This is a genomic window from Sorangium sp. So ce185 (genome assembly GCF_051526825.1).
GTDB classification, from domain to species: Bacteria; Myxococcota_A; Polyangia; order Polyangiales; family Polyangiaceae; genus Sorangium; species Sorangium cellulosum_D.
Genome location: NZ_CP150316.1, coordinates 13,296,649 through 13,313,441 on the forward strand (window position 1 = coordinate 13,296,649; position 16,793 = coordinate 13,313,441).

General features: G+C 71.0%; 11 protein-coding genes and 1 pseudogene. 7 read left to right on the top strand and 5 right to left on the bottom strand.

Features of this window, described 5'->3' with window-relative positions:
• Positions 1-168: 168 nt before the first annotated feature.
• Complete coding sequence (locus WMF26_RS49130) at positions 169-1,134, bottom strand: endo alpha-1,4 polygalactosaminidase (RefSeq protein ID WP_437998344.1); 966 nt, start codon at positions 1,132-1,134, stop codon at positions 169-171.
• Positions 1,135-1,414: 280 nt separating this feature from the next.
• Between WMF26_RS49130 and WMF26_RS49135 the strand changes: the two genes are divergently transcribed.
• Positions 1,415-1,717, top strand: coding sequence for a hypothetical protein (locus tag WMF26_RS49135; RefSeq protein WP_437998345.1), 303 nt, complete (start codon positions 1,415-1,417; stop codon positions 1,715-1,717).
• A gap of 153 nt (positions 1,718-1,870) precedes the next feature.
• Positions 1,871-2,035 (top strand): annotated as a pseudogene (locus WMF26_RS49140) (ATP-binding protein); the annotation flags it as partial.
• Positions 2,036-2,083: 48 nt separating this feature from the next.
• Here WMF26_RS49140 and WMF26_RS49145 read toward each other — a convergent pair.
• Positions 2,084-2,677, bottom strand: coding sequence for a helix-turn-helix domain-containing protein (locus tag WMF26_RS49145; RefSeq protein WP_437952968.1), 594 nt, complete (start codon positions 2,675-2,677; stop codon positions 2,084-2,086).
• Positions 2,678-3,725: 1,048 nt separating this feature from the next.
• Between WMF26_RS49145 and WMF26_RS49150 the strand changes: the two genes are divergently transcribed.
• From WMF26_RS49150 to WMF26_RS49160, 3 genes are all read left to right on the top strand, one after another.
• The gene (locus WMF26_RS49150; RefSeq protein WP_437998346.1) at positions 3,726-4,829 is read left to right on the top strand and encodes a hypothetical protein; all 1,104 of its coding nucleotides are present in this window, start codon (positions 3,726-3,728) and stop codon (positions 4,827-4,829) included.
• A 426-nt stretch (positions 4,830-5,255) separates the two neighbouring features.
• Positions 5,256-7,400 carry a leucine-rich repeat domain-containing protein gene (locus WMF26_RS49155; RefSeq protein ID WP_437998347.1) on the top strand — a complete coding sequence of 715 codons (2,145 nt, stop codon included), beginning with the start codon at positions 5,256-5,258 and terminating at the stop codon, positions 7,398-7,400.
• A 49-nt stretch (positions 7,401-7,449) separates the two neighbouring features.
• Complete coding sequence (locus tag WMF26_RS49160; RefSeq protein WP_437998348.1) at positions 7,450-8,328, top strand: hypothetical protein; 879 nt, start codon at positions 7,450-7,452, stop codon at positions 8,326-8,328.
• Positions 8,329-8,362: 34 nt separating this feature from the next.
• On the opposite strand, the gene WMF26_RS49165 is transcribed toward WMF26_RS49160, so the two are convergent.
• Positions 8,363-9,103, bottom strand: coding sequence for a 3-oxoacyl-ACP reductase family protein (locus WMF26_RS49165; RefSeq protein ID WP_437998349.1), 741 nt, complete (start codon positions 9,101-9,103; stop codon positions 8,363-8,365).
• Positions 9,104-9,197: 94 nt separating this feature from the next.
• Here WMF26_RS49165 and WMF26_RS49170 point away from each other — a divergent pair, with 94 nt between their 5' ends.
• Positions 9,198-9,875 carry a TetR/AcrR family transcriptional regulator gene (locus tag WMF26_RS49170; protein ID WP_061628134.1) on the top strand — a complete coding sequence of 226 codons (678 nt, stop codon included), beginning with the start codon at positions 9,198-9,200 and terminating at the stop codon, positions 9,873-9,875.
• Here the strand turns inward: WMF26_RS49170 and WMF26_RS49175 are convergent.
• The gene (locus WMF26_RS49175; protein WP_437334860.1) at positions 9,844-10,455 is read right to left on the bottom strand and encodes an NADPH-dependent FMN reductase; all 612 of its coding nucleotides are present in this window, start codon (positions 10,453-10,455) and stop codon (positions 9,844-9,846) included. The two genes, WMF26_RS49170 and WMF26_RS49175, sit on opposite strands and share 32 nt — an antisense overlap.
• 517 nt (positions 10,456-10,972) lie before the next feature.
• Between WMF26_RS49175 and WMF26_RS49180 the strand changes: the two genes are divergently transcribed.
• Positions 10,973-12,952: a PAS domain S-box protein gene (locus WMF26_RS49180; protein ID WP_437998350.1), complete on the top strand. Its 1,980-nt coding sequence runs from the start codon at positions 10,973-10,975 to the stop codon at positions 12,950-12,952.
• A gap of 44 nt (positions 12,953-12,996) precedes the next feature.
• On the opposite strand, the gene WMF26_RS49185 is transcribed toward WMF26_RS49180, so the two are convergent.
• The gene (locus WMF26_RS49185; RefSeq protein ID WP_437998351.1) at positions 12,997-16,782 is read right to left on the bottom strand and encodes a thioester reductase domain-containing protein; all 3,786 of its coding nucleotides are present in this window, start codon (positions 16,780-16,782) and stop codon (positions 12,997-12,999) included.
• Positions 16,783-16,793: the final 11 nt, after the last annotated feature.

Consider the following 16,793-nt stretch of genomic DNA (forward strand, 5'->3'; position numbering starts at 1 on the left):
GGGGAATGCGCGTCGCTTACGAGCGGATCCCGAGGGCGTCGAGGAGATGCGCCGTAGCCGGACTGTCTGCGCCGGAAGCGCCCGGGCAAGATCCAGTTGCGCGAGGGCTGGACGAAAGGCGGCCGCCAGGGCGTCGACGCGGGGCAGAACGCGCGCGAGGTCCGGAGATCACCGGCAGGGCCACCGGCCGCCGTCGAGGTCGAGCGGCATCTCCATGCTGTTGAAGTTCCACGCGTTCGTCTGCTCGCAGAAGAGCGACCTGTCCGTCATGTGCCCCGAGAACGGATCGTCGTACTCCACGTGGAACACGGCCTTGCCGTTCGCCACGAAGGTATCGACGAGGATCTCGCACTCCTCGAACTCGAAGCACTGCTCGTTCAGCGTCCAGTCGAAGTACGGCCACAGGTCCTCCGCCTGGTCGATGTCGCCCTTGAGCCCGACGGACATGCCCATCCCGTGCGCGAGCTCCGCGATGAACCGGTTGTAGGCGATCTGGTCCTCGTAGGTGAGCGGGAACCCGGATTCGTTGGCGTACCCGTCGACCTCGTCGGGCTCGATGGCGTCGAAGCCCTTGTCCTTGCAGGTCTGGAACCGGGCCTGCATGATCGGCCCGAGGACGTCGATCTGCCGGATGTCGAGCCAGAACGAGCCCTCCCAGTGGTAGTCCGGTTCGCCCTTGACCGACTCCGGGAAGTCGCCGGCGTCCGACCGATAGTCCTCGAACGCGCCGACGTCGACATAGCAGATCACCTTGGCCCCCCTCGCGTGGAGCGCGGCGACCGTCTCTGCCGGCGTGAACTCCCAGTCGATGTCGTAGACCACGGGAGGCGGCAGATCGAGCGCCGCGCCGGTGGGATCGACCAGGCCCATGTCCTTGGGGTCGTCGAGGTCCAGAGGGTGGTCGATCATCCAGTGCCACGGCGTGTCGAGCGCCGGGATCCACAGGTCGGAGCCCCCGCCGGCGGCCGACGTCGAGGAGGTGGCCGCCGGGGCTGGCGAGCTCGAGCCGCCGCGCGCGTCTCCGCCCGCGCCGCCTGCTCCGCCAGGATCCGCGCCGGCGTCGCCGCACGCGACGTGCATCGCCGAAAGGAGGGGAATCAACCAGGGGACCACTGCAGGCCACGATCGATGCATGATGGCGCTCCTCTCATCGCTCCGGAGCTCGATCGCTCCGGGGTGTGCGCCTCGACGCCCACCCGGCATCGTGATGCCGTGCTCCTGGAGCTTCACCCAGGTCGCGCAGCGACGGAACCACAGAACGCGCAGCGCGCCGGGGCGGCCCCTGCGGCTCCCGCCGCCGACCAGCGTGCCTCGCCGCCCGTGCCGCGGGTCCCCCCGCTCCGCCAGGCCGGGCGACCCACCGCCCAGCCCGGGGATCCACCTGCGACGAACCACGGGCGCCCGCCCGCACAAGATGGACGCCTGCAGTGAAGTCGGGCGGTGCGATCCGAGCGCCCCGCCCGCGCTGCGGAGGCTCGCGGACGCCATCGGGCTCGAGGAGTTCCTCTGGCTCTCTTCCAACGTGCGAAGGGGCAACGTGCGAAGGGGCAACGTGCGAAGGGGCAGCGTGCGCAGCGGCTCACGCCTCCTCCTGTTCGCGGGCAGCTCGCCGCGGACCGCCAAGTTTCACAGGTTCTCCGAGGAAGATCAGAACCACTTCATGCTCCTCGGCAACCACCTCGCGGCGCTCGTGAACAACAGCATCCTCGCGGCCTAGGTCGAGCGCGAGCGGACCGAGATCGTCGCGGCCAACCGCGAGCTGGACGCCAGCCTGCGCGAGCTCAGCAGGACGCAGCGAGAGCTCATCGCGTCGACCAAGCTGGTCGCCGAGACGTCGCGGCGGGCAGGGAGGATCGACGAGCAGCTCACCTCGAGGCTGTTCACGCAGGGCTTCACGACCAAGCCGAGCGGGCACGGCTTCGGCCTCCACACGAGCGCGCTGGCCGCGAAGGAGATGGGTGGCACGCTCACGTGCCGGAGCGCTCCTGGGCGGGGCGCGACGTTCATCCTCGACCTTCCGCTGCGCCCCCGATGACGAGCGTTCTACGCGGCCGCGCTCCCGCGGCGGCCTGCGCCGAGCGTCCTACGCGGCCGCGCTCCCGCGGCGGCCTGCGCCGTTTCCCCCCTCGGTGAGCTTCGCTTCGTGCTTCGCGATCCACTTGCGGAGCCGTTGCGAGAGAGGAGACCGTCCGTTCTCGTAGTTGGCGACCGAGCTGCGCGCGAGGCCGAGCTTTCCGCCGAGCTCGGCCTGCGAGAGCCCGAGCTTCTCGCGGAGCTCCTTCAGCGACGTCGAGCCCGTCGTCGCTTGCTCGCGCGCCGCTTGCTCGCGCGCCGGTGCGCTCGTCGCCGGTGCGCTCGCAGGGCGAGGCCGCGCGACCTCGATCGCACGCACCTCCCGCGGTGCGGGCTCGGCCTTCACCGGCGGCTGCTCGGCACGGGCGCCTTCCGACGCGGCGCGTCGTGCCACGGTCGCTCGGACGCTCGTCGCGCTCCCCGCGAGCTCCCCGCCGCAAAACGGGCAGTGATCGAACACGAGGACCTTGCCCGAGTCAGCGCGGAATTCGATGCCCTGGATCGACGCCGGGAGCCCTTTCGCGCGGCGCTCCTCGCTCGACCACCCGTAAACGACCGTGAGCCCGGGCCCCTCGAGGTTGACCGGAAGATCGGCTTGACTCATCCGAAGGCAGACCGTCCTGCCATCGCGTGTGCACTGTCGTCCGATGATGGGCATTGTCATCTCCTCGCTTCGAAGGGGGGGCGAGCGCGGGCCTACCCGGTCGAACTTTGCGCAGTACTGTTCACCTGTCAAGTTAGATATGCACCGAGTGCGTCAGGCGAAGCCTGGGCGAGGGATTTCGGCACAGCGGTCGGGTCTCGGCGCGGGTCTCCTCGGGCTGGATCGTGACCGGTGGGGGGGGTGTGTCGGCGCAGGCGGGCACTTGGCCCCCGTCCGCCGCGTGCTCGCCCGGCCCAGCCCGCGCGCGATCGGGCGGGCCGGCGGACGTCGAGTCGCTTCCGGGCTCCGGGCTCGTGGGCTACCAGGGCGGCATCGGGTCCGGCTGTCGGGGCCGGCGGCCCGTCATGGTGGCGTCTCTCGTCGAGAGCGATGACAAGGACACGGCATGGCATACGAAGTCTCCAGAGATGCCATCGCCGAGCAGGCCAAAGGGGTTCGCCTCCGCCGAGCCATCCAGCCAGGGATCTGCCTCGCGCGCGAAGAGAAGTTTTAACGCAAAGGCGCAAAGGGGCAAAGGCGCAAAAAAAAGCACATTATAATTTTGTTTTGCGTCTTTGCGTCTTTGCGCCTTTGCGTTGAACTCTCTCTCCGGATCCCTGGCCGGACTCCTGGTGGGCGGCACCAGCCAGCAGGCGCGACGGGTGCGCCGCGGCGCGTCGGGCCGCCGGTCGGCACAGCAGGAAAACGACGCCGTCCCGTGCGGTTCGAGCGAAGGACGACCGACGGCGCCGGCATCCACAGGACAGCCGAGCAGCGACGCAGGGCCCAGCTGGACCTCTAAGGTCGAGCCCGCCGGCGGCCATTCTTCTGATCGAGGCGCCCCGCGCTTCGCGCAGGCGGAGTGACGCCGCGGGCGGCATCCTTGCGGGGCGCCGCATCGACTCGGAATCGTAGCGAGACGCGGACAGCTGCGGCCTGCGAGCCGCCGTGGGCGCGCACCGTTCCGCGCGGCACGCGCGGCGAAAGGAGCATCATGGTCGTTGTTGGTATGCGAAGCGCAAAAGCCTTCCTCGCGGTGGCGATGGCCGCGAGCGCCATCCTCGGGTGCTCGAGCCCCCCTGCGGCTGCACTGGGACAGGATCCGGATGGGATCGAGGCGTCGGACATGCCGCTGGCCGGCGATGAGCCGGTGTCCGAGGACGACGTGAAGCTCCTCATCGAAGGCGTCGCGGCAGCCTATGCCCCTGAAGCGCAGGCCCACGGGGCGCAGTTCTCCGTGCGCGTCACGGGCTCGTTGACGCGCATCGAGTTCGCCGCGGACCGCACCTGGAGCATCCTCGTGGGGTCCGACCTCTTCCGCCCCGGCCTCACGCGCGACCTCGCGACATTCATCGGTTGCCACGAGGTGGGCCACGCGCTCGGCGGCTTCCCGTTCAAGGACGGCCCGCCGCAGCGCATCCAGGTCGAGGGGCTCGAGCAAGGCCAGTTCGGCACGGTGAGCTCCTCCGAGGGCCAGTCCGACTACTTCGCATCGAAGGACTGCCTGCCCCGGATGTGGGGCGATGACATCGACGAGAACAGCGCGTACCGGACGCGGGTGTCGCCGGCGACAAAGTCCCGCTGCGACGGCGTATGGGCGGGCGACGCGGAGCGCGATCTCTGCTACCGCATCGCGGCGGTCGCCAACGACTTCGGGGTCTGGCTCGGCCGGGCGCAGGTGTCGACCGACACGCCCTCGACGACGGTCGTGACGGGCACCAACGTCAACAACACGGGGGGTCAATGCCGCGTGGACACCATCTTCGCCGGCGCCCTGTGCCAGGTGCGAAACCCCGGCACCGACATCCCCGGCCTCGTCCCGCCGTACGCGCGCCTGGTCGAGATCGATCCCACGGTCGAGGCGGACGCCGCGTACGCCGCCTGCGCGGAAGGACCCGGCGCCCGCCCGCTCTGCTGGTTCCGGCCGAACTCCACGCCGTACGACTGCTCGTCCCTGCCCGAGCTCGGCGACTGCGCAGTCACCGAGGAAGGCGTGTCCGCCACGCGGTTCTGCTCGCCGCGGACGGGGATCGAGATCTTTCCGTGCTTTGAAGGCACGAGCTGCGCGCTGGACGAGGAGGGCTTCCCGATCTGCGAGCTGCAGACGAACTGAGGCAGCACATCGCTCGACGCCGCCCCCTGGACCAGAGACCCGCCCTCGCTGTGCGGGTCTCGGAGCGACGTACAGCCACCAGAGCTGGACGGACGCAATGCGCTCCGCGTCTCCTGTAAAGTTTCCGTGTTGCAATTGCGCCCTTCCAGCATGGACCTGGCCGGTCTTGACGCCGAATTGGAGTGAGCTCAGCGTCGCGACATGCGGATGCCGTGGTGGATGGGGGTGTTTGCCTCGGTTGCGCTCGCGCCGGCTTGTGGGGGCCGGATCGAGCGTCATATCGAAGAACCGCCGGCGGACGGAGGCGAGGTCGGATCGACGACAGGCGCTGACGGTGCCGGGGGCGCTGGCGCTGCCGGGGGCGCCGGCGGCCCAGCGAGCGCCGTGGAAGCCTCCAGCTCAGGCGGCCAAACCTCGTCGACAGGCATGTCGAGCGAGCCGGACGCGGGCGCCGGCGGCGCCGAGCCGGGGTGCGATCCGAGCGTGTACAGCGGCTCATTGAGCGTCACCCACCAGGACGGCCTCGAGGACCTGCGCGGCGTCACCGTGCTCGATGGCACGCTCACCATCGGCGGCGACGTCTCCGACCTGTCCCCCCTCGCGTGTCTGACGACCATCAAGGGTAAGCTCCAGATCATCGACGCCACGCGGCTCTCCAGCCTGGATGGCCTCGGCTCCCTCTCCTACGTCGGCTTGCAGCTGCAGGTGATGCGGAACCCCTCGCTGCTCAGCCTCGGCGGGCTTCGGAGCCTGCGAGAGGCCGTGGCGGTCCTCATCAGCGAGAACCCGCTCCTCGAGAGCGTCGTCGGCGTCGGGGTGAAAGCGGCCGAGTGGCGCGTTGTCGACAACGATGCCCTCGAGTCCTTGTCAGGCCTCGAAGACGTCGAGGAAGGGGTGTTCTGGATCGAGGGCAACGACCGGCTCGCGACGCTGGACGGGCTGCGCAGCCTGCGCCGGGGGTGGCTCAACCTTGTCGACAACGACGCGCTGACCAGCCTCGAGGGCCTCGGCGCCGTCGACGGCCTCGAGGAGCTCTTCATCTCCGGGAACGACGGGCTCGTCAGCTTGCAAGGCCTCGAGCGGCTCACGGCCGTCAAGAAGCTCACGTTGCGGGAAAACCGGCAGCTGAGCTCGCTGCGCGGCCTCGACGGCCTCGTCTCCGCAGGCGTCATCGGCATCTCGTCGAACGAGCGGCTCGTGGACCTGACCGGGCTCGCGGCGCTCGAGACCGCCGACGCTCTCGTCGTCAGCGGCAATTCAGCGATGAGCAGCCTGGACGGCGCGCCCTCGCTCCGCGGTGTCCTGCGAGCCACCGTCGACTCGAATCCCGAGCTGGTGAGCGCCAACGCCTTCGCGCACCTTCGCTCGGACCTGGACCGCGCGCCGTCGCTTTCCTTCGCGAACAACCCCAAGCTCACCACCATCGATCTCGGCGACGTGACGCGGCTGGGCGAGGTGTCCGTCACCCGCTGCGGCTCCCTCGAGGACCTGTCCGCGTTCGCCGGCATCACGGAGATGTCAACCCTTATCCTGGGAGAGAACTCCGGGCTCGTGAGCCTCACGGGGCTCGAGCTGGTCTCGGAGCTCGATGGGCTGCAGATCATCGACAATCCTCGGCTCACGAGCCTCGTGGGCCTGGATGGCCTCGTTTCCACGCGCCGCATCGCCATCTACTCGAACGAGCGGCTCGTGGACCTGACCGGGCTCGGAGCGCTCGAGACCACCGACGTCCTCGTCGTCAGCGGCAATTCGGCGATGAATAGCCTGGACGGCGTGCCCTCGCTCCGCGATGTCGTCCTGGAAGCCGTGGTCGACGCGAACCCCGAGCTGGTGAGCGCCAACGCCTTCGCGCACCTTCGCTCGGACCTGGACCACGCGCCGTCGCTGTACTTTTCGGACAACCCCAAGCTCGCCACCATCGATCTCGGCGACACAACACGGCTGAGGCAGCTGTCCATCACCGGCTGTGGCTCCCTCTCGGACCTGTCCGGGTTCGCCGGCGTTGCTGAAGTGTCAGCTCTCTCCGTGGCCCAGAACTCCGGGCTCGTGAGCCTCACGGGGCTCGAGCAGGTCTCGGCGCTCGATCGGCTGGAGATCTACGACAATCCTCGGCTCACGAGCCTCGTGGGCCTGAGCGCCCTCCGCAACGCGCGAAACGGGCTCGAAATCTCCAACAACGCCGCGCTCACCAGCCTCGACGGGCTCGGCTCGCTCGGCGCGGGCGACGGCGCGATCCAAACGGTGACGCTCGCAGGCAACCAAGCGCTCGTCGACATCGACGCTCTGCGCGGCCTGGCTCGCGTGGGCCAGTTGACCCTCCGAGACAATGACGCCTTGGTCGGGCTGACCGGGCTCGAGGACCTGACCACGATCGACCACCTCAACGTCGAGGGGAACCGGTCGCTCGCGACGCTCCGCGATCTGGGAGCTCGATCGATCAATATTGCGATGGAAATCCGGGACAACGAGAGCTTGCCGAGCTGCGAGGTCGAGGCGCTCGTGGAGCGCCTCGACTGGCCGCCTCTCATGGTGCTCGAGGAGAACAACGGCGCCGGCGCCTGCCCGCCCTGAGTCGGGGAAGCGCCTGACGCGCCAGCCCACCCGTGATAGCCATGCCGGCATGACCGTCCGTTGCGCCGAGCGCTTCGCCATCCGGGGCCGCCAGGGGCGCGGGCTCTTCCCTCCGGGAGCGTGGGTGTTTCCGGCAGACCTCGAGGTCGTGGAGGAGCTCCACGCCGCGCTGCAGGCGACCTTCCGCGAGCGGCACGCGGTCACGCCGGCCGAGCTCGAAGGCCAGGTGCCCCGCGCGTTTGCCTTCGACGACCTGCTCGGGTTCCTCGCGCGGCGGCGGCCGGCGTTCGACCGCGCGCTCGCCGGCATGCGCTCGCCCATCGAGGCGTCGCGGATCGCGACGCTCGCCGCGGTCCTCGGGCTCTCGCGCGACCAGGTGACGGCGGCGCTGCGCGCCCGCGCGACAGGCGCCGACCTCGTCGAGGGGTCGACCGTCGTCGACAACTCCCTGTCGCTCGCAGCGCAGCGCGTCGAGGTGCTGCGCGAGCTCGGTGCCGACGACGCCATCATCGATCTCGAGCTCGAGCTGGCGCGCCTCGTCGCGCAGCCCTCGTGGACGCCGCAGGTCGATTGGAGCGAGCTCGTGCCCGACGCCGTCGAGGTGGCCTCCTATGTCGATCCTGCGTCCGGGGCCGCCGAGGTCGACGTCGACATCGCGCCCCTGGTGCTGCTCGCGGCCCAGTGCTGCGTCGACCCGACAGCCCATGCGGTGAGCGGCGACCACGACGAGCTCGTGTGGATGTCGCTTGCCGAGCTCGACGGCGATGCGCCGGCCCCGGAGCGCGCCCCTGGCTCGATCCTGGTGCGACCCTCGGTCGTCGGCGAGGAGGTCGAGCGCCTCGAGTTCGCGGCCGTTCCCGCGGCGCTGCGGGCGATCGCGCCGGCGGGCGCCCTGCTCGCCGTCACGCTGGTGGACGACGAGGCGTAGCGTCACAGCCTGCCTGGGCGGTCAACCGGCGCGATCAGGCGGTGATGCCGCCGTCGATGTTCAGGTTGGCGCCGTTGACGAAGGCGCCCTCGGGGCCGGCCAGGTACGCCACCATGCTGGCGACCTCGTCGCCTTGTCCGTAGCGCTGCACGGGGATCTGGCCTTTCAGCCCGGAGGCGAGCGGGCCGTCGGCCGGGTTCATGTCGGTGTCCACGGGGCCAGGCTGGACGTTGTTGACCGTGATGCCGCGTGGACCGAGATCCCGGGCCCAGCCGCGTGTGAGGCCGGCGACCGCCGCCTTTGTCGCGCCATAGACCGACATCCCGGGCATGAGCGCCACGTCGCCGGAGACGCTCCCGATGTTGATGATGCGCCCGCCCTCGCCCATGTGGCGGACAGCCTCCTGCGCGGCGACGAAGAGGCCCCTGACGTTCACCGCCATGACGCGATCGAACTCCTCCAGCGAGAACTGATCGAGGGGCGCCATGGCGGCGACGCCGGCGTTGTTCACCAGCACGTCGAGCCGGCCGAGGGCCTTCACCGTCTCGGCGACGGCGCTCTTCACCGCCTCGGCGTCGCCGCTGTCCGCCCGCACGGCGATCGCCTTGCCGCCCGCCGCCTCGATGGCGCCCACCACCTCGTCCGCCTTCGCGGGCGACGCGGCATAGGTGATGGCCACGGCGGCGCCCTCGCGCGCGAGGCGCCTGGCGATCGCCGCCCCGATACCCCGCGAACCCCCGGTGACCAGCGCAACCTTGCCCTTCAACGTACCCATGGCCAAGTCCTCTCTTTTTTCTGGAACGATCGTTCCTGAAATGGAAGCTAAGTAGGGTACTGCAGTCCGTCAAGCGATTTATGGAACGACCGTTATGAAAAAAGCGACGGGGGCGCTCCAGCGGGGTCGAGGGCGGCCGCGCAGCTTCGATCAGGAGGCGGCGCTGGAGCGGGCGATGGTCCTGTTCTGGGAGCGGGGGTACGAGGGGACGTCGCTCGACGAGCTGAGCGCGGCGATGGGCATCAGCCCGTCGAGCCTCTACGCGACGTTCGGGGGCAAGGAGCAGCTGTTCCGGGCGGCGGTCGACCGGTATCTCGCCGGGCGGGGCGGGTACATCGACCGCATCGTCGCCGAGGAGCCGACGGCCCGGGGCGCGGTGCAGCGGCTGCTCGAGACGGCGGCCGACGAGCTCACCCGGCCCGATCACCCGCCCGGGTGCATGATCGCGCTGGCCGGGACCCAGTGCTCCCCCGGCGCCCGGCCCGTACAGGGCTTGCTGCGGGGGTACCGAGAAACCTGGCACAGCGGGTTCGAGGCGCGGATCCAGCGAGCCGTCGAGGCCGGCGAGCTCGCGCCCGACACGGACGCCGCCGCGCTGGCCACGTTCTATGTGACCGTCTTGCTGGGGATGTCGGTCCAGGCGCGGGATGGCGCATCGCGGGAGAGCCTCCGCGCGGCCGTCGAGGTCGCGATGCGGGCATGGCCTGGCGCGCCGGGATCTCCGGCGCTCGGGCCGGCGGCTACATCCCGTACGGGTATCGGGCCAGGTTGACGGCGCCGCTCGCGCGGACCTGCTGCAGGGCCTTGCCGTACTGGAGGAGGAGGCCCAGCGCGTACTGGAACCGCTCGCGGATGCGCCCGTCGTCGGGCGATTGCGGCGTCGCCGGATCATTGAGGAGCTCGCGGACGTTGCGCACGATCACGTGATCCGGGATGTAGCAGAGGTAGGAATTCTTGTAGCTGCTCATGCGCAGCTCGGCGATCGGGTAGGCGCCTCCCGGGCCCGCGGAGACCGCGACGATGAGCGCGGGCTTGTGCGCGAGCTCGCCCTTGGTGCAAAAGAGAAAGAAGTTCTTCAGCCCCGCGGGGACCATGCCGTGCCACTCCGGCGCCACGATCACGAAGGCGTCCGACGCGGCGAGCTCGGCGGAGATGGGCGACCAGAGGCGCTCCCATTTCTCCGAGGGCTGCCAGGCCTCCGGGTCCCAGAGCGGAAGCGGGTTGTCGGCGAGATCGAGCTGGTAGACGGAGGAGACGTCCGGCGCCGACGACAGCTGTTGCTGCACGTAACGGGCGACCTTCCCCGATTCGGAGCCATTGCGGTGACTACCTGAGATGACAGCGAGCTTCATAGGGTTTGCGTGCGGCGGTCGAGCCGCCGCGGGGCGCTCCTTGCTATCGGTGAATTGCGGCGCGCGATGCTACCCCGCGCTCGCGCTGCGCGTCGAGGGCCTCGACGGCGCGCGAACCCTGCCCGCGCGCCGTCCGCGAGCGCCGCGAACGTCGCGACGACCTCGCGGCGCGGGCGACCCGCCCGCTCGACGGAGCGGGCGCCGACCGCGCTGGCCTGGGCGGCGCCCCGTGGAGTTGAAAAGACCGGAAGATCATTGAGCTTTCTCCCTCGCCATCCCGCGCCCGGCGCGGCGCCGACCCGCGCTGTCGACAGGCGCCGTGTCGAGGGAGCGCTGTCGCTGGCGCGTGGCGACTCCGGTCCACGGGGCGCCGCGTCCATGGTACTTCTGCGACGCGCCGGGCCGGCTCGTTTCGTCACTGTCAGGAGCGCCCCGTTGGTCTACGATGGCCGCGACGCGCGCCGGGCCGCCGGCCCGCTGGCCGGCAATCCGGCGGGGCGTCGCCGGGGGAGGGCGGGTGACGGGGACTCGAGAAGAGCGGAAAGACGCGGAGAATGCATCGTTCTCCGGGGCAGAGAGCTCCGGCGACGGCGCCCTTCGACGTGAGCTCGACCGGGCCCCCGCGGCGCTGTTGAGCGAGCGCGATCTCCACCTCGCGCTCGAGCTGGCCGGCGTGGCCGTGGCCACGGGCGAGCCGCCGACGGCGCGGATCCTCGCCGTCAGCTCGGAGTTTTGCGCGCTGACGGGCTACTCCGAGGCGGAGCTCCTGGAGCGCACCTTCGTCGACCTCACGCACCCCGACGATCGCGCGCGGGATCTCGCCATCTACCAGCGGGCCGTCCACGGCGCGCAGCGCGAGTGGCGCAGCGAGAAGCGGTTCGTCCGGAAGGACGGCGGCGTCCGCTGGGTGGTGGTGCGCGGCGCGGTGTTCCGGGACGAGCGCGGCAAGGCGGTGCGGGCGGTCGGCGTGGTCGAGGACATCACCGACCGCAAGCAGGCGGACGAGGCGCTGCGCCGCAGCGAGGAGCGCTTCCGCGCGGCCCAGGAGCTCTCGCTCGACGCGTTCATCGTGCTGCGCCCGGCGCGCGACGAGGCGGGCCAGATCGCCGATTTCCTCTTCGACTTCGCGAACCCGGCCGCCGGCCGGCTCCTCCGCGTGCCCGTCTCGGCGCTCGTCGGCCGGCGGCTGCTCGACCTGATGCCCGAGCAGCGGACGGAGCTCTTCCCGCTCTACGTGCGCGTGGTCGAGACCGGCGAGCCGCACGACAAGGAGATCGCGTACACGGCCCGCGGGCACCGCGTGTGGGTCCGCAACATGGCGGTGAAGGTCGGCGACGGCGTGGCGGTCTCCTTCAACGACATCACCGCGCGCAAGCAGGCCGAGCAGGCGCTCCTCGACGGCGACCGCCGCAAGGACGAGTTCCTCGCGATGCTCGCGCACGAGCTCCGGAACCCGCTCTCGGCCATCCAGTTCGCGCTCCGCATCTCGCAGATGCCCACGGTGCCCGAGCCGCGGCGGGCGTGGGCGCAGGCGGTCATGCAGCGGCAGCTCGGCCAGCTCGGCCGCATGGTCGACGATCTGCTCGACGTCTCGCGCATCACCCGCGGCAAGATCACGCTGAAGCAGGAGCCGCTCGATCTCGGCCACATCGTCTACCAGGCGGTGGCGGCGGCCGCGCCGCTGATCGACGCCTCGAAGCACGAGCTCGCGCTCGACGTGGGGCCGCGGCCGCTGCCGGTGTTCGGCGACACCGCGCGCCTGGAGCAGGTGATCGTCAACCTGCTCACGAACGCCGCGAAGTACACCCGCGAGGGCGGGCGGATCTGGCTCTCGGCGCGCCAGGAGGGGTCGGAGATCGTCGTCCGGGTGAAGGACACGGGGTACGGCATCCCGGAGGAGATGCTGCCGCGCATCTTCGACCTCTTCGAGCAGGCGCACCCGACGCTCGGCCGCGCGCGCGGCGGCCTAGGCATCGGGCTCACGCTGGTGAAGCGGCTGGTCGAGATGCACAGCGGCTCGGTGTCGGCGGCGAGCGAGGGCGAGGGCCGCGGCAGCGAGTTCACGGTGCGCCTGCCCGCCGTGGAGCCGCCGGCCGAGGCCGAGGGCGCGGCCGGGCCGGTCTCCGGCACGCTCGCGCGCCGGATCCTCGTCGTGGACGACAACCGCGATCACGCGCACGCCCTCGTCCTCCTCCTGGAGCAGGCGGGCCACGTGACCGCGCTGGCCCACGACGGTCCCTCGGCGCTGGAGGCGGCGCGCTCGTTCGCGCCCGAGGTGGTGCTGCTCGACATCGGCCTGCCGGCCATGGACGGCTACGAGGTCGCCCGGAGGATGCGCGGCGAGGCGGGCGCCGGCGCCCTGCGGATCCTCGCGTTCACCGGGTACGGCCAGCAGGACGACGTGCGCCGATCCAGGGAGGCGGGGTGCGACGCGCACCTGGTCAAGCCGATCGCCCCCGAGGTGCTGTTCGCGCACATCGCGGGCGGCGAGCGGTAGCGAGCTCGGGCGGGGTCGAGCGCGTCGGGGGGCGAGCGCCCGCGTCAGGACGCGGCGCGCACGGCGGCGGGCCCGATGAGCCCCAGCGCGACCATGTCGTCCAGGTACTTGTGAATGAGCGGCTCGCCGACGTGCGGCAGGGTCGCGAGATCGCCCGCCCCGCCGCGCGCCGCGAGCTGCCGCAGCCGGGCGAGGAGGCGCTCCGCGTCGAACACCTCTCCGTCGGCGCGCGCCGGGCGCTCCCACGCGTTGAGGATGGGCAGCGGCGAGTGGCGCCTGAGCGGCTCGCTCAGCTGCATCAGCCGGTCGCGGAACGCCGCGTACCACGCGGCGTAGTCGTCGACGCGCTCCACCGGGTAACCCGCCGATCGGACCCACGAGACGATGACGTCGAGCGAGATGCCGTCGTCCCAGTAGGGGTTCACGACATGATAGGTCGCGCGGCTCGCCCTCTCCCCCTCATCGCCCGTGGGGGGCCGTCGATCGACGGCGACGGTCCCCGGGCGGGGCCGTCGATCGACGGCGACGGCCTCCGTGGGGGGCCGTCGATCGACGGCGACGGCGGCGATGCTCCGCGCCACGGCGTCCACGGGCAGGCCGTCGTAGTGGCCGTCGCGGTGCGGGCGGCCGCCCTCGTAAAACGATCTCGGGGCGAGGCCCGTGTACACGACGCCGCACAGGAGCCGCGTGAAGAAATCCGGGACGTTGATCTGGGAGCGATACAGGCTGTGCGCCATGATGCCGCTCGGGCGGTAGACGTTGACGGGGAGGCCGAGCGCGTCGTGGGCGTCCTGCAGCAGCACCTCGCTCGCCCACTTGCTCGTCGCGTACCCGACGGCGTAACCGGCGCCGAGCGCGCGCTCCGGCCAGAGCTCCCGGATGTCCTCGTCCTCGCGGATGGGGCCGCTCCGGTCGAGGCCGCCGACCGCGGCGATGGTCGAGATGTAGTTCATCGACTTGACCCGGTGCGCGAGCGAAAGGCGGATCGCCTCCACCGTGCCGAGGACGTTGGGCTCGAAGAGCTGCGGATAGCTCAGGGCGTGGTTCACCAGGGCGCCGTTGTGCACAACGCAGTCGACCTCCACGCAGAGGTGCGCGTAGAGGTCGTCCGCCAGGCCGAACCTCGGCTCCACGAGGTCGCCGGCGAGCACGACCAGCCGGCCGTGCGCCGACAGCGCGTCGAACCGCTCCAGGAGGGCGGGATCGGACTCGTAGGTCGCGCGGAGCCGATCGAAGGCGAGCGCGTCGTCCGGCGAGCGCACGACGCAGTACAGCCGGCCCTCCTCGGGCAGCCGCTCGAGGAGCTCCAGCGCGAGGAACCGGCCGAGGAACCCGTTGGCGCCGGTCAGGAGCGCCACCCGGGCCTGCGCCGGCAGCGCGGCGGCCGGCGTCGCGCGCCTCGCGGCCGCGAGCTCGTCCGGCCCGAGGAACCGGTCGAGCCGCAGGTCCGCCGCCCGGACGACCTCGGCGCCGGCGCCGTGCACCTCGTCGAAGCGCGCGGCGCGGCGGGGGGCTTCGCCCGCCAGGGCGTGCTCCAGGTGATCGGCGATCGCGCGGACGCTGCTCGTCGGGTTGAGCACGAGCCCCACGGGCACGGCCACGCCGGAGATCTCCTCGATGAGGCGGCTCAGGCGGACGGCGCTGAGCGAGTCGCCGCCGAGCTGCGCGAAGCTCCGCGCGCTCCGCGGCTCGACGCCGGTGATCCCGAGCGTGGCTTCCAGGGCCTTCTTCACCACCAGCGCGGCGGACGCCGGCGTCGCCCCGCCCTCGCGGAGGCTGCGGAGCTCCTCGAGCTGGGTGCGCTCGATCGTCGCGTAGAGCTCCTCGAGGCGGGCGCTGTACCTGGCCTTGAGCCGGGCGCGCGCCGGCTTTTGCGTCTCCGTGAGCAGGCCGCTCGCCCGGGTGAACGGGGCCGGCTCGATCAGGAAGTCGCGCGGGATCTCGTAGCCGCGGAGCTGGTTCTCCCGGGCGATGCGGTCGATCTCCGCGCGGAGCAGCTGCCTGACGGGCTCGCCGTCGGGCTTCACGTCGCGCTGCCGCAGGTGGGCCGAGATCTCGCGCATCTCGGGGACGACGACCGCCAGGAGGTACGAGCGGGTGCTGTTGCCGTAAAGGAAGATCTGCTGGATGAAGGGGCTGCCCGCGCTGTAGAGGACCTCGAGCCGCGAGGTGGCGACGAACTCTCCTTGCGACAGCTTGAGCACGTTCCGCGCGCGATCGATCCAGACGACGGTGTCGGGCCCGCGCTGCTCGACGATATCGCCTGTGTTCATGAGCCCTTCTTCGTCGAAGAGCGCCCTCGTGGCCTTCTCGTTCTTGTGATAGCCGGGCACCATGAGGCTCGATCGGATATGCAGCTCGCCGCGCGGGTACGGCTGGTCCGCGGCGGAGTAGCCGAGCTCCGGGACGTCGACCAGCTTGAACTCGGTCACGAACTCCCGATCCAGCCGGCCATCGGTCGTGAGCGAGGAGGCCTCCGTGGAGCCGTAACCCTCGAAGATGGGCACGTCGAAGCAGCGCTTCAGGAACGAGAGGACCTCTGGCGGCGTCGGCGCCGACCCGATGCTCGCGAGGAGCAGCCGGTCGCCGAGCAGCGACCCGCGCATCTCCGCCATGATCTCGCGCTCGATCCGCCGTCGGGCGGCGTCGTCGCCGCCGGCGCCCTGCGCTCGGGCGCGCCTCAGGAGCTCGGCCTGGAACTGCTGGTGAATCAGCTCCGCGATGCGCGGCACCAGGAACAGCGTTGTCGGCCTGGCCAGGCGGAGGTCCTCGAACAGGGTGGACATGTCGCTCTTCAGCACGAAGTGCGTGATCCCGCCGCGCATGAGGGAGCGGCCGACCTGGCTGCGCCCGATGAAGTGGTTCATCGGGCTGTAGTTGAGGCCCACGAGCGGCAAGAGGTCCAGGCGCGGGTCTTGGCTCCTGGTGAACGCGAGCTGCCAGTACCGGCGCCAGAGGCTCTCGGGGACCATCGCGCCCTTCGGCGATCCGGTGCTCCCGGACGTGTACATGAGGGTCATCAGCGGATCGGGCTCGCCCCGCTGCGCCGGCAGCACCTTCGGCAAGATGCCCTGCTGCCGGCCGAGGTGCTCCACCTCGTGCATGGGCCGCACGGAGAGGCGGCGGCCTCTCGCCTCCAGCGGTCGGAGGGCGCGCCTTACGCGCTCGAGCTCGTTATGCCCGCAGCGATCCCCTTCCAGCAGATCCATGACGACGATGCTCCGCACGGAGGGGCACCGCGGCAGGATGTCCTCGATCCGCGCGAGCTGGCCCACGCTGCAAACGACGCAGGCGAGCTCGGCCTCGGTGACGATGAGCTCCAGGTCGGCGGGGGGCAGGTCGGTTTGCAGCGGCACCGAGACGGCGGAGAGGTACATGCAGGCGAGGCCGGCCACGACCCAGTCGGTGCTGCCGAAGCCCGAGATACCCACGAAATCGCCCGTGTTCGCGAGCTTTTCGTGCTGGAGGCCGCTGGCGAACGCCTCGACGCGGGACCACACGTCCGCGTAGCTGACGGCGCGGAACTCCGGCAGATAGCGCGGCGCGCTGCCGCCGTCGGCCGCTGTCGCCGCGGTGTCGAGCGGGCGGTGGCCGACGCAGGGGCGGTCCGCGTAGAGCTCGAAGGCCGTCGCCACGGACTCGATCGTGGAGTTACAGCGCCGGATCTTCTCCAGCGCCGCCGGGGAGGGCAGCGCCCGGCGGAGCTCCTCGTCCGTCTGCACGAGCCGGGCGCATCGCTCCAGCGACCTCGTGAGGAGCAGCTCGTTCGAATCGTCGTTTTGGGTGATCTCCGATTCTTGAGGATCGCGGGTATCGCTCGACGGGTCCATGCGCCCGCACG

Excerpts from the sequence above, each read along its gene's own strand:
- WMF26_RS49130 (WP_437998344.1), bottom strand. The coding sequence starts at position 1,134 with ATGCATCGATCGTGGCCTGCAGTGGTCCCCTGGTTGATTCCCCTCCTT.
- WMF26_RS49135 (WP_437998345.1), top strand. The coding sequence starts at position 1,415 with ATGGACGCCTGCAGTGAAGTCGGGCGGTGCGATCCGAGCGCCCCGCCC.
- WMF26_RS49165 (WP_437998349.1), bottom strand. The coding sequence starts at position 9,103 with ATGGGTACGTTGAAGGGCAAGGTTGCGCTGGTCACCGGGGGTTCGCGG.
- WMF26_RS49155 (WP_437998347.1), top strand. The coding sequence starts at position 5,256 with ATGTCGAGCGAGCCGGACGCGGGCGCCGGCGGCGCCGAGCCGGGGTGC.
- WMF26_RS49150 (WP_437998346.1), top strand. The coding sequence starts at position 3,726 with ATGCGAAGCGCAAAAGCCTTCCTCGCGGTGGCGATGGCCGCGAGCGCC.
- WMF26_RS49170 (WP_061628134.1), top strand. The coding sequence starts at position 9,198 with ATGAAAAAAGCGACGGGGGCGCTCCAGCGGGGTCGAGGGCGGCCGCGC.
- WMF26_RS49145 (WP_437952968.1), bottom strand. The coding sequence starts at position 2,677 with ATGAGTCAAGCCGATCTTCCGGTCAACCTCGAGGGGCCCGGGCTCACG.
- WMF26_RS49185 (WP_437998351.1), bottom strand. The coding sequence starts at position 16,782 with ATGGACCCGTCGAGCGATACCCGCGATCCTCAAGAATCGGAGATCACC.
- WMF26_RS49160 (WP_437998348.1), top strand. The coding sequence starts at position 7,450 with ATGACCGTCCGTTGCGCCGAGCGCTTCGCCATCCGGGGCCGCCAGGGG.
- WMF26_RS49175 (WP_437334860.1), bottom strand. The coding sequence starts at position 10,455 with ATGAAGCTCGCTGTCATCTCAGGTAGTCACCGCAATGGCTCCGAATCG.